We start from the raw sequence: 13,893 nt of genomic DNA, 5'->3' as shown, positions 1-13,893 counted from the left end.
GATGCGATATGAAGCGTGCAGGGCTGGGCAGGGCAATGGGTGTGGTGCTGGCGCTGGCCGCGCTGCCGGCAACAGCGGCAGCGGCCGTGCAGCAGTTCAGCCATGGGCGGTTCGAGCAGATTCCGGTGCACATGCCGGCCGGTACCCCGCAGCGGGTGGTGATCTGGTTCCACGAACCGACTCCCGGTGGCGATACCAGCCGTTTGCCGATCGAGGCCCTGCGTGCCGACGGTGCGATGGTCGCCGCCGTGGACATCGCGCACCTGCGCGGCGTGCTCAAGCGCGAAGGCAACCCGACCTGTTCGTTCGGCGCCGGTGACGTCGAGAACTTCTCGCGCTGGCTGCAGGCGTCCCTGCATCTGCCCGGCTACCACCTGCCGCTGGTCGGCGGTGACGGCGAGGGTGCCGAGATGGCCTATTCGCTCGCGGCGCAGGCCGACACCCAGGTGTTTGCCGGCCTGCTGACCACCGGCTTCTGCCCGGACCACAACCATGAGCGCATGGTCTGCGGCGATGGTGTGAAGCACAACACGCTGCAGCCCGCCGAACTGAATTTTCCGTGGTTGAGTGCCGCTGGCGATCACGGCTGCAAGGTGGGCGAGGCCAGCCAGTTCGTGCAGCAGGTGGCGATGGCGCGCGAATTCAAGCGCACCGCGCGCGGTGATGCGTCGCCGGGCCTGGTCGCCGCGGCGCGGGTGATCGGCGCGCAGGCCGGGGTCAGTCTGGCACCGCCGCCGGCCGCGCTGAAAGGCCTGCCGGTGGTGGAAGTACCGGCGACCGGTAGCGGCGATACGCTGGCGGTATTCGTTTCCGGCGATGGTGGCTGGGCCGGCCTGGACAAGGACGTGGCGTCGTCGCTCAACGAGCACGGCGTGGCCGTGGTCGGCATCGACTCGCTGCGCTACTTCTGGAGTGAGCGCACGCCGAAGGGCTTCGCCGCTGACCTGCAGAAGATCATCGACCACTACCGCCAGCAGTGGCACCGCGACAAGGTGATGCTGATTGGCTTCTCGCAGGGCGCCGACGTGCTGCCGGCGACCATCAACCAGCTCGATGCCGGTACCCGCGAGGCGCTGGAGCGCATCGTGCTGCTGTCGGTGGGCAGGAAGGCCGACTTCGAATTCCATGTCAGCAACTGGCTGGGCGGTGGCGGCGATGGTCTGCCGATCGCACCGGAGGTGGCCAGGCTGCCGGCGGAAAAAACGTTGTGCGTGTACGGCGACAAGGACGAGGACGCACTGTGCCCGGACCTGCCGGACAATGACGGCGTGAGGAAGGTGAAGCTGCCGGGCGATCACCATTTCGGGGGGGACTACGATCGCTTGGCCGAAGTGATCCTCAAGGGCGGGGCGTGAAGCGGAGAGCGTGCGAACCAACGGTTCGCACCCACCAGAACGAGCCACGGTAACGCCGGGCCACGCCCGTCAGCGTGTTGGCGCTGGCGTGTCGACCAAGGTCGACACCTGCCGGGTGGTGCGGGTCGTCAGTTGCGCCGCGGGTCCAGAGAGATCAGGCGCGTGGCGTCCAGCAGCGCCGCCGGCAGGTGCATGCCGCCAGGCGCGGCGAGATAGCGCGGCCGCCACTGCGGATCGAACTTCGACTTGAAGCGGCGTAGGCCACTGAACCCGTAGAAACGTTCGCCATGCCGCGCCAGCAGGCCGGCCAGGCGGTTCCAGCGGCCAGCCAGACGATGCTGTGCCAGCCCGGAAAGCGGCGCCATGCCCAGCGAGAAACGTGCATAGCCCTGTGCGCGGCCCCACAGGAACAGCTCGATGAAGAGGAAGTCCATCGTGCCCTTCGGTGCATGGCTGACGTGGCGCATCAGGTCCACCGACAGCTCGGCGCCGGCCGGTGCCTGCCACAGGTTGGCGAAGGCCACGATCTGGCCTTCGGCCTCGACCAGCGCCACCGGGAAGCGCACCAGGTAATCCGGGTCGTAGCTGCCGAGCGAGAAGCCCTTTTCGTCGCCGGCCTTGTCTTCCAGCCAAGCGTTGGAGATCGCGTGCAGGCGCGGCAGCAGGCTGGGAATTTCCTCCACGGGCGCCACGCGGAAGGACAGGCCACCCCGCTTGCCCCGGTTCCAGGCCTGGCGCAGGTCGGCGCGCTCGCGCCCTTCCAGGCCGAAATCATGCAGCGGCACCATCGCTTCTTCGCCCAGCTTGACCAGCCCCAGGCCGAGGTCAAGGTAGGTCTGCCAGTAGGACTCGCCGACCTGGTAGAAGACGGGGCGCAGGCCGAGGCGGTCGGCTTCCTCGCGGAAGCGCCAGATCAATGCGCGGGCGACGTCCGGCGGGCCGACCGGGTCGCCCATCGCGATCAGCGAACCCCCATAGCGCTGCATCATCACGAAGCCGAGTTTCGCTTCATCGCGCAGCACTGCCTTGTCAGCGGTCAGCACCAGGCAGGCCTGGGTGTCGGTGGCACCGGCCAGGACCGGCGCCAGCGATTGCAGCGTCGCTTCATCGGCGGCGGGCAGCGGGCTACGCGTGCTGTGCAGCAGCCGCGCCAGGCCGAACATCACCAGCGCGATGGCCACCACCAGCAACGCGCGCAACGCGCGCGGTGCGTTGCCGGAGACCGCGAACTGCCACCACAGCTCGTTCTGGTATTCGACATGGCTGTAGGTGAAGAACAGCAGCCAGGTCACTGCCACCAGCACCAGGCCCAGGTTGCGCAGCCACGGCCAGGACCAGGCTTCATCCAGCAGCGCACCCTGGCGGTAGAACTCGCGGCGCGCGGCCCACAGCGCCATCGCCACCAGCACCGCCGAGACGGCGATCAACGGTTGGCCACCGCGCAGCCACAGCGGCAGCGGGGTGACCACGCACACCGCCATCGCCAGCATCCACGCCGCGTGGCTGCGCCGGGCCAGGCCCTGCCCGATCAGCAGCAGCGCGACACCACTGAGGCTGCCGATCAGGTGCGAGGTTTCCAGGATCGGCAGCGAGGCATTCACCAGGTGCCGGCGTGGCGTGGGCAGGGTGCCGTCGATGACCAGCGCGGCGCCGATGCTGAACACCGCCAGCGCGATGATCTGCGGCAACCATGGGCGCAGTGCGTTCCAGCCGGCGCGGGTTGCCCCGGCACTGGCCTGCAGCGGCTGGCGCAGCGCGGGGGCAAGGGCGAGCAACGTGGCCAGCACCAGCGGTAGTACGTAATAGGTCACGCGGTAGATCAACGCGGCCGCCAGCACCGCCGCCGGTGCCACCTGGGGCAACAGCTTCAACAGGCTCCATTCGAACACGCCCAGGCCGGCCGGCACGGTCGAGACCAGGCCGGCCAGTACCGCGACGAGGTACAGGCCGACGAAGCCGGGCAGGCCGGTCGGCGTCGAGTCCGGCAGAAGCACATAGAACGCGGCGCTGGCCAGCACCAGCTCGATCACGCTGAGCACGGTGACGCCGAGCATGGTGCGGCGGTCGGGTAGCCACAACACATGGCCGAACACGCTGAACTGCCGTCCATCGCGACCGACCAGCAGCACGGTACCCAGATAGGCGAGCAGGACGACGATGCCGACGATGCGCACGGCATCGGGATTCAGTGGCAATGCCAACGCCGCTGCCGCCGGTTCCATGCAGAGCGCCACGCTGATCAACAGCCACGCACCGAACACGAAACCGAGCGTGCTCATCAGCACCACCTGGCCGATCTGCGCCAGGTCCAGGCCGGCGCTGCGGTAGCCGCGCAGGCGCACTGCGCCGCCGGTCAGCGCGGCAAAGCCCACGGTCTGGCCCAGCGTATGCGCAAGGAAGGCGGTGATGCAGATGCGTGCCGGATGCACGCGGATGCCGCTGCGGCGCAGGCCGATGGCATCGAAGCCGATCAGGCAGGCGTAGCTGGCCAGGCCGAGCACCACGGTGAGCGTGATCTGCAGGCCACTGAGCTGGCGGAACGCCTGGCGGATGGCGCGGTAGCCGTGCTCATCGAATTCACTGGCCAGGCCATGCAGGGCCAGCGACAGGATCAGCAGGGGAACGACAATGGTGAGGATCCGCTTCCATGCCGGGGTGGAGGAAGCGGCGGCGGGGTTGGTGGCTGCGGTCATCGGCGCAAGGGTGCGTCAGGAGGGGCGAGTGCGGTGTCAACGCGGGGCGTGGCGCATCGTGCGCCTGTCGCCGCCATTTGACCAGCGGATGTGTCGGAGCCGGGTAGTGACGTGTCGCGCGGGGGACCCGTGCACCCACCGTTGACCGGATTGGAGGACAATGCGGGCCTGATCACCCGCAGGAGCCACGCCCATGATGGAGCGTTACGACGTCGGACCGCGCATGTCCGAAATGACCGTGTACAACAAGGTCGCCTACCTCTCCGGCCAGATTCCGGAAGACACCAGCCAGGACATCACCGGCCAGACCCGGCAGGTGCTGGCAGAGATCGACAAGCTGCTGGCGCTGGTCGCCAGCGATCGCCAGCACGTGCTGCGTGCGGAAGTGTTCCTGGCCGACATCGCCGACTTCGACGGCATGAACAAGGCGTGGGACGAGTGGGTGGTCGAGGGCGCGACCCCGGCCCGCGCAACCTTCGAAGCCAAGCTCGCCCACGCCGAGTGGAAGGTCGAGATCGTGGTGACGGCAGCGGTGCCGTAACTGCGGGATGGGGTCAGGTCCCTTTCCTGCGGAAAGGCATCTGACCCCTGTTACAGGGGCAGCAGCTCGATGCAGTCCACCGGGCACGGCGGGATGCACAGCTCGCAGCCGGTGCACAGGTCGGCAATGACCGTGTGCATGTACTTGGCGCCGCCGACGATGGCGTCCACCGGGCAGGCCTGGATGCACTTGGTGCAGCCGATGCAGTCGGCTTCGACGATCAACGCCACCTGAGCCGCCTTGTGCTCGCCGCGCGAACGATCGAACGGAATCGCCGGTACACCCAGCACCTGCGCCAACGCCCGTGCACCGGCGTCGCCACCCGGCGGGCAGCGGTCCACACCCGCCTCGCCACGTGCCATTGCCTGCGCATACGGGCGGCAGCCGTCATAGCCGCATTGCCCGCATTGGGTCTGCGGCAGCAGGCGGTCGAGGCGTTCGGTCAGGGGCGGGATCAGGCTCATGCGTGGCGAAGGCTGCGCGTTGGGTTATTTCAGGGGCTTGCCGCGGAACCAGCGCTCGTGGGCCAGCGCCAGCATCGGCTTGTCTTCGGAACTGTCACCGTAGGCATGGATGCGCACGTAGCGCGACAGATCGAACTGGCGGCGGATGTGCTCGGCCTTGCGCGGACCGCAGTCGCCACCGGCGTAACGGCCGGTCAGGCGGCCGTCCTGGCTTTCCAGCCGGTTGCAGATCAGCTGCAGGCCCAGCTGCTCGCACCACGGCCGCAGGTACAGGTCCAGCGAGCCGGACACGATCACGACGGTGTGCCGCTGTTCCTTGTGCCAGCGGATCTGCTCCAGCATTTCCGGGCGCACCACGTCGGGCAGGAACTCGCGCGAGAAGCCTGCGGCCAGCGTGGCGATGTCATCGCTGTGGCGGTCACTGAAGGTCAGGCGGGTGACGCGTGCACGGATGCGTTCGGCCGAGATCAGCTTCAGCCTGTACGCGGCCAGCCACGGCCCGACTTTCCACCATGCCTGTGCCAGCTGTTCGGCGGTGGCCACGCGGCGCAGGAAGCGGCCATAGGTATCGCAAGTGGTCACGGTGTGGTCGAAGTCGAACAGCGCCAGTTCCATTGCGTTGCTTCCCATCGCGTTGCCTCCCGGGGCCGGAGCTGCCGGCGGGCGTGGCCGTAACCACGCCCGCTGCAGGCATCAGCGGACCGGCATGCCCGGCTGCGCGCCGCTGTCGGCGTCCAGCAGCGCCAGTGCGCCACCGTCGAAGCCGGCCGACAGGATCATGCCTTCGCTCAGGCCGAAGCGCATCTTGCGCGGGGCCAGGTTGGCGATGAACACCACGCTGCGGCCCACCAGCTTCTCCGGTTCGCCGTAGCTGCCACGGATGCCGGAGAAGATCTGGCGCTTGCCCAGCTCGCCGGCGTCCAGTTCGAAGCGCAGCAGCTTGTCCGAACCTTCCACGAACTCGCAGACCAGCACCTTGCCGATGCGCAGGTCGAGCTTGGCGAAATCGTCGATGCCGATGTAGGCCGGGGCGTCGGCGCTCTTTGCTTCGTCCTTGGCCGGGGCCGGAGCCGGGGCGGCCGGCTTGGCGGCGGGGGCAGCGGCAGCCGCCGGCTGCAGGGTGTCCTTGGACGCGTCGATCATGGCGTCAATCTTCTTCGGGTCAATACGGGTGAACAGCGGGGTGTACTCGGTGATGCGGTGTCCCAGCAGCGGTTGCGCCAGCTCGGTCCAGTCATTCACCGGCGCGGCCAGGAAGGCCTCGGCCTGCGCGGCGGTGGCCGGCAGCACCGGCTTCAGGGCGGTGACCAGCACGCGGAACAGGTTCAGGCCCTGGCTGCACACGGCCTGCAGCTGCGCATCGGCGCCTTCCTGCTTGGCGATGACCCACGGCTTGACGTCGTCGATGTAGCGGTTGGCTTCGTCGGCCAGGGTCATGGTCAAGCGGATCGCCGCAGCCGGGTCGTTGCGCTCGTAGGCTTCACGGATCGGCGCCAGGCCATCGACGAAGCGCTGGTACTGCGCCGCATCGGGCAGCTGCGCGGCCAGCTGGCCGTCGAAGCGCTTGCTGATGAAGCCGGCGCAGCGGCTGGCCAGGTTGACGAACTTGCCGACCAGGTCGGCGTTGACGCGGGCGATGAAGTCACCCAGGTTCAGGTCGAGATCGTCGACGCCACCGCCGGACTTGGCGGCGTAGTAGTAGCGCAGCGCTTCCGGCTCCAGGCCGGCATCGAGGAAGGTACGGGCCATCACGAAGGTGCCGCGCGACTTGCTCATCTTGGCGCCGTCCACGGTCAGGTAGCCGTTGACGTGCAGGCGGGTCGGCGCGCGGTGGCCGGTTCCGTGCAGCACCGCCGGCCAGAACAGCCCGTGGAAGTTGACGATGTCCTTGCCGATGAAGTGGTGCAGTTCGGTGGCGGTGCCGGCACGCAGGTGCGCTTCGAAGTCCTCACCGTTCCTGCCGCACAGGGTCTGGAAGCTGGACAGGTAGCCGATCGGCGCGTCCAGCCAGACATAGAAGTACTTGCCCGGCTGGCCGGGAATCTGGAAACCGAAGTACGGCGCATCGCGCGAGATGTCCCACGCGCGCAGGCCGCCTTCGGCATTGAGCCACTCGCCCAGCTTGGCCTTCACGCCCGGCAGGGCGACATCGCCGGCCAGCCACTCGCGCAGGAACGCATCGAAGTGGCCCACCTCGAAGAAGAAGTGCTCCGAATCGCGCATTTCCGGCGTGGCGCCGGAGATGACCGAACGCGGCTCCTTCAGGTCGGTCGGTGCATAGGTCGCGCCGCAGACTTCGCAGTTGTCGCCATACTGGTCGGCACTGCCACAGTTCGGACAGATGCCCTTGACGTAGCGGTCGGGCAGGAACATGCCCTTGGCCGGGTCGTAGAACTGCGCGACCGAACGGCGGCTGATGTGGCCGGCCGCTTCCAGCTTCAGGTAGAACTGCTCGGTCAACGCCTTGTTGGCCGCCGAATTGGTCGAGTCGTAGTGGTCGAAGGCCACGCCGAAGGCGGCGAAGTCACGTTCGTGGCTGGCCTGGATGTTGGCGATGAAGGTTTCCGGGGTGACTCCGGCCTTTTCCGCGGCCAGCATGATCGGCGTGCCGTGGGTGTCATCGGCGCAGACGAACCAGGTCCTGCCGCCGCTCATTCGCCGCGCACGTACCCAGATGTCAGCCTGGATGTAGCCGACCAGATGACCCAGGTGCAGCGGGCCGTTGGCGTAGGGCAGGGCGGTGGTGACGAGCGCGGTACGGGTCATGGTCGCGGGGTGAAGCCGAGGGGAACCGCAGAGTATCGCATGCCCGCAACGACGTGACCCGGCCGGGGCCGGGTCACGGGGTTGAAGCAGGTGCGGAGCGCTTATTCGCGCTGCCAGGTCTGCGCACGGCAGATGAAGGCGATGCAGCCGGACACGTCCAGCCGGGTGCCGCCGGGCTGCAGTTCCATCTTCGACTTGTAGGTCTTGCCGTTGGCCGGGTCGAGGATGGTGCCGCCGGACCACTTGTTGGCGCCGTCGGCCTTCAGGTTCCAGAGGATGGTCATGCCCTTCACCGGCTTGTTCCTGTTGGCGCCTTCACAGCCGTCACAGACCGGGTTCGGGCCCTTGTCCGAGTGCAGGATGTCGACCACCTTGCCGGTCAGCGTGCCGTTGGGGGCCTGGGTGATCTCGACGATCGACTTCACCTTCCCGGTCTTGTCGTCGATGGTCTTCCAGCGGCCGGCGGCGCCGTCGGCGGCCTGCGCCGAAAGTGCGGCCAGGCACAGCGGCAATGCCAGCAGCAGGGTCTTGAAGGTCTTGCGCATGGTCCCCTCCCAGGGTTCATTCCGGCACGGTGCCGGCATGGGTCGACTGTATACCCATTCGGCGGAGTATGGGGAAGGGGCGCGTTGCAGGGTTGCGCCCTGCACCCGCAGAGGCAACGGCAACAGCAACGGCGGGATTCCGTGGGATGGCGGGGTGGGTCCGTTTGCGGGGGGCGCTGCAAGTACGTCCCTGTAAGCTCGGTCGCCGCTTGCTCGTGTGCGCAATCCTGCGCACACGGCAAGACCGGGGTTGGGCGTCCTGCCCAACCCGCCCGAGGCATGCCTCGGGCCCATGCGGCTCACGCCCCCGCAAACGGACCCGCCCCGCCTTCGACAGGTTCCGTGTGCTGTTGGTAGGTGTCGACCTTGGTCGACACGGTAGATCCACGCGTGGATGACGTTTCCGGTGGCGGCGATGGGGTCAGATCCCTTTTCCGTCGGAAAAGGGATCTGACCCCAGGGCCGTCAACCGACTTCGTACAGTTCCAGCGGCAGGCCGTCGGGGTCGGCGAAGAAGGTGAAGCGGCGGCCGGTGTATTCGTCCACGCGGATCGGTTCGCAGTCCACGCCGTGGCTGGCCAGGCGTTCGATGAACGGCTCCAGCGCAGCGACCCGGAACGCGAGGTGGCGCAGGCCTTGGGCCTCCGGGCGGCTGGGGCGGGGCGGTGGCGAGGGGAACGAGAACAGTTCCAGCTGTCCGCCGTCGGGCAGGGCCAGGTCCAGTTTCCAGGAATCGCGCGCAGCGCGGTGGTTCTCGGCCAGCACGCGCAGGCCGAGGATGCGCACGTAGAAGTCTTTTGAACGCGCGTAATCGCTGCAGATCAGTGCCGCGTGGTGGATGCCCAGCAGGGCGTCGGAACCAGTGTTCATTGCAGGGTGTCCAGCCAGCGCTGGGCGATCTTCAGTGCCAGCGGATAGGGTTCGGGGGCGTTGCGGTTGGTCAGCACGATCACGGTCAGGTGCTTTTCCGGGTGTCGCACGATCACATTGCGGAAGCCAATGCTTTCGCCACTGTGCCATTGCACCGGGCCGTTCAGGCGCCAGCCGAAGCCGTAGTGCGGCACATCCGGTTCGGATGTCGATGTGGCCGGGCTGAACATCGCGCGGCGCGAGGCCTTCGACAGCAGGCGGTCGTCGTACAGCGCCGCATCCCAGCGGGCGAGGTCGTCCAGCGAGGAGTAGATCCCGCCATCGCCGAGCACGGCACTGGTGGCGCTCTGGTCGGTGCGCTGCCAGCGGCCATCGATCCAGCTGTAGCCATAGGCGCGTGCGGCGATGGTATCGACACCGTCCTGATGGGCCACGGTGTGGACCATGCCCAGTGGGCGGAAGATGCGCTGCTGCAGGAAGGCCGCGAAATCCTGGCCGGAGGCGCGGCCGACGATCAGTGCCAGCAGTGCATAGCCGCTGTTGCTGTAGCGGTACTGCGTGCCGGGTGCGAAATTCAGGCGGTCCTCGTGCGACAACAGGGCCAGCACGTCGGCGTCATGCACCTGCCGAGTGTCAGCCGGATCCATCAGGTCTTCGTAGTCGAGCAGGCCGCCGGTGTGCGAGAGCAGCTGGCGGATCGTGATGGCCGCCGCAGCCGGTGGCAGTTCGGGCAGCCACTGCCGGGCGGGTTGATCCAGCCCAAGCCGGCCATCCTCCACCAGCAGCAGCACCGCCGCAGCGGTGAACTGCTTGCTGACCGAGGCCAGCCGGAAGTTGCTGGCCGGGGTGACCGCGGTGCCGTCCTCCACCACCGCCAGGCCGTAGCCGCGGCGGAACACCGCTTGCCCGTCGTGCAGCACCAGGACTGCAGCGCCGGGTACCTGGCCGTCGTAGGCCTGCATCAGCCCGTCGATGCCCGCATCCGGTGGCGTCAGCACCGGTGCGGCGATACCCGTTGAAGGCAGCAGGCCCAGCACGACGGCGAACAGGGCGACGGCAGGACGCATGGCGGCTCCGGAAGGGTCAAGGTGAAGGCGTGGGCGGAGTGCTGGCCGGCTGAACCATCCAGCGTTCCATCTTGCGGTCAAGCACGTCCAGCGGCATCGAGCCGTCCTTCAGCAGTTCGGCGTGGAAGCGGCGCAGGTCGAAGGCGGCGCCCTGGCGTGCCTTGGCCTTGTCGCGCAGGGCAACGATGGTGGTCAGGCCGGCGACGTTCGACAGCGCCTGGCCGGGCTGGGCCATGATCCGCTCGACTTCGGCACTGGCGTCGTCGCTGCTCATGTCCACGGTCTTCTGCAGGTAGGTGACAGCCTGCTGCTTGCTCCAGCCCTGTGCATTGACGCCGGTATCGGCCACCACGCGGGCGGCGCGCAGCAGGCGCGAGTACAGGTAGCCGATGCGGTCGTAGGGATCGGTGTAGATGCCCAGGTCCTCGCCCAGCGTTTCGGCATACAGGCCCCAGCCTTCGACAAAGGCGAGATCGCCACCGAGGCGGCGGAAGCGTGGCAGCTTGGCCAGCTCCTGCTGCAGGCCCAGCTGCACGTGGTGGCCCGGGATCGCTTCATGCAGGTACTGCACCGGCACGTTCCAGCGCTTGCGGCTGGGCAGGTCGCGGGTGTTGATGTACAGCACGCCCGGTTGACCGGCCGCCGACGGCTGATAGGCGGCAGCGGCGGCGGTCAGTGCGCGTTCCGGTTCCACCGCACGGACCTCCAGCGGTGCCTGCGGCAAGGTATCCAGCACCTGCGGCAGGCGTGCGCTGACCTGCTGCTGCACCTGGCGGTAGCGGTTGATCAGCGCGTTGGCGTCGCCGTACTGGAACTGGCGGTCGTTGCGCATGCTGCGCAGCAGCTTGGTGGGAGAGCCGCGCAGCTTGGCGTCCTTCATCACCGTGGCGATCTGCGCCTGCAGTTCCTGCACGCGCTGTTCGCCCAGCGCATGCAGTTGTGCGGCGGTCTGGTCGCTGGCGGTGGTCTGCACGATCAGGTTGGCGTACCAGGCCTGGCCATCGGGCAATGCGCCCAGGCCGCTGCTGGTGCGTGTGGCCGGCAGGTATTCGGTGGCGATGAAGCCGCGCAGGGCGCGGTAGGCCGGCATGATGCGCAGCTCGATCATGCGCTTGTATTCAGCGCTGATGCGCGCCTTGTCCTCAGCCGGGATGGTGTTCGGCATGGTGCGGATCGGCGACCAGAAAATGCTCTCCTCGGCGGTCGGCTTGATCACAGCATCCAGCTGCGGCAGCACTTTTTCCATCAGGTCGCGTGGTTGTACCACGCCGGCCTTCATGCCCTGGCGCATGTTGTCGATGGCCTGGTCGAACAGCTCGGGAATACCCAGCGAACGGCGTGACCAGGTGTCGTAGTCCTGCACGGTGTTGAATGGCTGCGCGCCCGCACCGGAGCCGAGGATCGCCATGATGCTGCCGATGTTGTAGTACTGGCTGATCGGCATCATCCAGCTCGGGTACCGCTCGGCGGCCAGTGATGCGCGCGCGTCGCGCACGAAGATCTCGTAGCTGAGCAGGTCCTGGCCCTGCAGGCCGTCACTGCCGAGCTTCTCGACCTTGCCCAGCCATTGCGTGGTGAAGTCGTGCGACTGCTGGCGCCAGGCGGCGGACAGGATGTTGGGCAGCTGGTCGTTGTAGCGGGCCTCGCCCTGGAAGGTGGCCTGCAGCGGGTTCAACCGCATCGAGGCATCCCAGTACTCGTCGTACAGGCGCTCCAGCTGCACCTGCTTGGGTACGGCTCGGGCCGGCGCGACCGGGCGCGGCGCGGCGCGGCGCGCCGAGCTGCCACGCGCCGGCGCGGTGGCGCGGGCGGGCCTGGCCTTGGGCTTGGCAGCCTGGCGGGTCTGCGCGGCGGCAGGGCGGCTGGCCTTTTTCTTCGCTGCTTCGGCCGACGGTACGGCACTGAACAGGAACAACGCGGCAATGGCGGCGGCCAGGGCGCGGGTGCGATGCGGCATCAGGAGCTTCCGTGGAACACAGACCGTGGAGCTTGCACGATCCGGCCGCGTACGGCCAGCGTGAAGGCGCAGTCAGCTTGCCGTCGCTGGGGCTTCAGTCAGCCGCGGCGGCGGCGCGCAGCGCGGCGGCCCTGTCTGCGCCCAGGTAGCGGGTGATCGCACGCCGCATCAGGTACAGCAGTGGAATCAAGGCAATCGCAAAGCCCATCTTGTAGATGTAGTTGACGCTGCTGACGGCCAGGAACAGTGAGGTCGGCCAGTGCTGCGGGCCGAGCACGAAGGCGATCCAGATCACTACGAAGCTGTCCACCACCTGGGAGATCGCGGTGGATCCGGTCGCACGCAGCCACACGTGGCGCTCGCCGGTGGCCTGGCGGATGCGGTGGAACACGGCCACGTCGATCAGCTGGCCGAGCAGGAAGGCCACCAGCGAACCGGCGATGGTCCACATGCCCTGGCCGAACACCGCTGCGAATGCCGCCTGGTAGTCCGGCACGCCGTGGCCGTCCATCGAGGTGACCCACCAGCTGGCCGGCGCCAGCGAGATCGCTGCGAAGGCGAACAGGAAGCCATAGGCGATCAGCACCACAGCCAGCCACGAGATGAAGCGCACGCCGCGCTTGCCGAAAAACTCGTTGATCGTGTCGGTCATGATGAACACCACCGGCCACAGCAGGGTACCGGCGGTGAAGCTGAGCGAGCCGGTCTGGCCAAACAGGTTCCAGTTCAGCGGATCGATGCCGAGGGTGTCTTCCAGCGCGAAGATCTTCACCCCGATCAGTTCGGCCAGCACGGCGTTGCCGCAGAAGAACGCGGCCAGCACGATGAACAGCAGGACCGCGCGGTCCTGCAGCGGGCGCTCGATTGGCGCCTCGGTGGTCATTGGCTGCGTTCGCCTGCGCGCGTGAACGGAACGCTGGACGGTGCGACGGCACCGCCGGAAATGATGAAGCTCATGGCCTGGTCGACGGTCCAGTCGGTCGGGGTCAGCAGCTCCACCGGCACGATCTCCAGGTAACCCGAGGTCGGGTTCGGCGTGGTTGGCACGTACACCGCGGCCAGTTCACGGTCGGTGCCGTGTTCCTTGATCACGCGGGTGACCAGCCCGACCGACTTCATGTCGCGGTGCGGGAAATCGATCAGCACCACGCGCTGGGTGCTGCCCGGCTCGGTCTGCAGCATGTCCAGCAGCTTCTTGGCGCTGTCGTAGATGATGCTGGCCAGCGGAATGCGCTTGATCACCGCGCCGACCCAGCGCAGCAGGCGCTGGCCGAGCACGCGGCGGCTGGCCACGCCCACCGCCAGGATCACCAGCAGGGTGGCGAGCAGGGCGATGGTGTTCTGGATCCACTCGGCACGGACCCAGCCGAGGTAATGCGGGAAGCTTGTCGCGATCTGCTCGGAAAGCGGCACCACCAATGGGCTGGAAATGCCCGAAAGGAGCACGAACACGAACTTGACCACGACCCAGGTCAGCCAGATCGGCAGCAGGGTCAGCAGGCCGGTCAGGAACAGGCGCTGCAGGGAGGGGCGGGGGACCAGGGCGGGGGCTTCGAGCGACATGCGCGCATTGTAGCGGCCACAGCCGGTCGATTACGCTGGGGGATCGACTGCGGCAGCGATGCATGGAAGGGA

At 67.7% G+C, this 13,893-nt stretch carries 12 protein-coding genes; 2 read left to right on the top strand and 10 right to left on the bottom strand.

All coding sequences use genetic code 11. The features are described from left to right. Nucleotides 1–8 precede the first annotated feature (8 nt). On the top strand, nt 9–1,355 hold the full coding sequence (locus tag ACZ75I_RS14235; protein ID WP_472958116.1) for a virulence factor family protein: 1,347 nt from the start codon (nt 9–11) through the stop codon (nt 1,353–1,355). A 128-nt stretch (nt 1,356–1,483) separates the two neighbouring features. On the opposite strand, the gene mprF is transcribed toward ACZ75I_RS14235, so the two are convergent. After that, nucleotides 1,484–4,048, bottom strand: a complete 2,565-nt coding sequence (mprF, locus tag ACZ75I_RS14230; protein WP_472958114.1) for a bifunctional lysylphosphatidylglycerol flippase/synthetase MprF — start codon at nt 4,046–4,048, stop codon at nt 1,484–1,486. 193 nt (nt 4,049–4,241) lie between these two features. On the opposite strand from mprF, the gene ACZ75I_RS14225 reads away from it, so the two are divergent. Further along, nucleotides 4,242–4,589 (top strand): RidA family protein, encoded by a 348-nt coding sequence (locus ACZ75I_RS14225; protein WP_005418155.1) that lies wholly within the window; start codon nt 4,242–4,244, stop codon nt 4,587–4,589. Between the two features lie 50 nt (nt 4,590–4,639). Here ACZ75I_RS14225 and rnfB read toward each other — a convergent pair whose 3' ends face one another. The 9 genes from rnfB to ACZ75I_RS14180 form a co-directional block, all read right to left on the bottom strand. Continuing rightward, the gene (gene rnfB / locus ACZ75I_RS14220) at nt 4,640–5,053 is read right to left on the bottom strand and encodes an Rnf electron transport complex subunit RnfB (protein ID WP_061480619.1); all 414 of its coding nucleotides are present in this window, start codon (nt 5,051–5,053) and stop codon (nt 4,640–4,642) included. A gap of 24 nt (nt 5,054–5,077) precedes the next feature. Further along, nucleotides 5,078–5,668 carry an HAD family hydrolase gene (locus tag ACZ75I_RS14215; RefSeq protein WP_061480618.1) on the bottom strand — a complete coding sequence of 197 codons (591 nt, stop codon included), beginning with the start codon at nt 5,666–5,668 and terminating at the stop codon, nt 5,078–5,080. 78 nt (nt 5,669–5,746) lie between these two features. Continuing rightward, nucleotides 5,747–7,819: a methionine--tRNA ligase gene (gene metG / locus ACZ75I_RS14210; protein WP_061480617.1), complete on the bottom strand. Its 2,073-nt coding sequence runs from the start codon at nt 7,817–7,819 to the stop codon at nt 5,747–5,749. 101 nt (nt 7,820–7,920) lie between these two features. Further along, the gene (locus ACZ75I_RS14205) at nt 7,921–8,364 is read right to left on the bottom strand and encodes a DUF2147 domain-containing protein (protein WP_049415741.1); all 444 of its coding nucleotides are present in this window, start codon (nt 8,362–8,364) and stop codon (nt 7,921–7,923) included. 465 nt (nt 8,365–8,829) lie between these two features. Continuing rightward, nucleotides 8,830–9,234 carry an SMU1112c/YaeR family gloxylase I-like metalloprotein gene (gene gloA2 / locus ACZ75I_RS14200; protein ID WP_072169114.1) on the bottom strand — a complete coding sequence of 135 codons (405 nt, stop codon included), beginning with the start codon at nt 9,232–9,234 and terminating at the stop codon, nt 8,830–8,832. Next, complete coding sequence (locus ACZ75I_RS14195) at nt 9,231–10,301, bottom strand: serine hydrolase domain-containing protein (RefSeq protein WP_472958112.1); 1,071 nt, start codon at nt 10,299–10,301, stop codon at nt 9,231–9,233. The genes gloA2 and ACZ75I_RS14195 overlap by 4 nt, the downstream gene beginning before the upstream one ends. 16 nt (nt 10,302–10,317) lie before the next feature. Then, nucleotides 10,318–12,258 (bottom strand): DUF885 domain-containing protein, encoded by a 1,941-nt coding sequence (locus ACZ75I_RS14190; RefSeq protein WP_472958111.1) that lies wholly within the window; start codon nt 12,256–12,258, stop codon nt 10,318–10,320. A 94-nt stretch (nt 12,259–12,352) separates the two neighbouring features. Continuing rightward, complete coding sequence (locus ACZ75I_RS14185) at nt 12,353–13,141, bottom strand: queuosine precursor transporter (RefSeq protein ID WP_180870228.1); 789 nt, start codon at nt 13,139–13,141, stop codon at nt 12,353–12,355. Next, nucleotides 13,138–13,821 (bottom strand): DUF502 domain-containing protein, encoded by a 684-nt coding sequence (locus ACZ75I_RS14180; protein ID WP_180870231.1) that lies wholly within the window; start codon nt 13,819–13,821, stop codon nt 13,138–13,140. The genes ACZ75I_RS14185 and ACZ75I_RS14180 overlap by 4 nt, the downstream gene beginning before the upstream one ends. Between the last annotated feature and the right edge of the window lie 72 nt (nt 13,822–13,893).

The sequence above is a fragment of the Stenotrophomonas sp. X genome (assembly GCF_055721025.1).
The sequence above is the reverse complement of the archived record's forward strand: the minus strand, read 5'-3'. Positions and strand labels throughout refer to the sequence as shown.

Excerpts from the sequence above, each read along its gene's own strand:
- metG (WP_061480617.1), bottom strand. The coding sequence starts at position 7,819 with ATGACCCGTACCGCGCTCGTCACCACCGCCCTGCCCTACGCCAACGGC.
- ACZ75I_RS14185 (WP_180870228.1), bottom strand. The coding sequence starts at position 13,141 with ATGACCACCGAGGCGCCAATCGAGCGCCCGCTGCAGGACCGCGCGGTC.
- ACZ75I_RS14235 (WP_472958116.1), top strand. The coding sequence starts at position 9 with ATGAAGCGTGCAGGGCTGGGCAGGGCAATGGGTGTGGTGCTGGCGCTG.
- ACZ75I_RS14195 (WP_472958112.1), bottom strand. The coding sequence starts at position 10,301 with ATGCGTCCTGCCGTCGCCCTGTTCGCCGTCGTGCTGGGCCTGCTGCCT.
- ACZ75I_RS14225 (WP_005418155.1), top strand. The coding sequence starts at position 4,242 with ATGATGGAGCGTTACGACGTCGGACCGCGCATGTCCGAAATGACCGTG.
- ACZ75I_RS14215 (WP_061480618.1), bottom strand. The coding sequence starts at position 5,668 with ATGGAACTGGCGCTGTTCGACTTCGACCACACCGTGACCACTTGCGAT.
- ACZ75I_RS14180 (WP_180870231.1), bottom strand. The coding sequence starts at position 13,821 with ATGTCGCTCGAAGCCCCCGCCCTGGTCCCCCGCCCCTCCCTGCAGCGC.
- rnfB (WP_061480619.1), bottom strand. The coding sequence starts at position 5,053 with ATGAGCCTGATCCCGCCCCTGACCGAACGCCTCGACCGCCTGCTGCCG.
- gloA2 (WP_072169114.1), bottom strand. The coding sequence starts at position 9,234 with ATGAACACTGGTTCCGACGCCCTGCTGGGCATCCACCACGCGGCACTG.
- mprF (WP_472958114.1), bottom strand. The coding sequence starts at position 4,048 with ATGACCGCAGCCACCAACCCCGCCGCCGCTTCCTCCACCCCGGCATGG.
- ACZ75I_RS14205 (WP_049415741.1), bottom strand. The coding sequence starts at position 8,364 with ATGCGCAAGACCTTCAAGACCCTGCTGCTGGCATTGCCGCTGTGCCTG.
- ACZ75I_RS14190 (WP_472958111.1), bottom strand. The coding sequence starts at position 12,258 with ATGCCGCATCGCACCCGCGCCCTGGCCGCCGCCATTGCCGCGTTGTTC.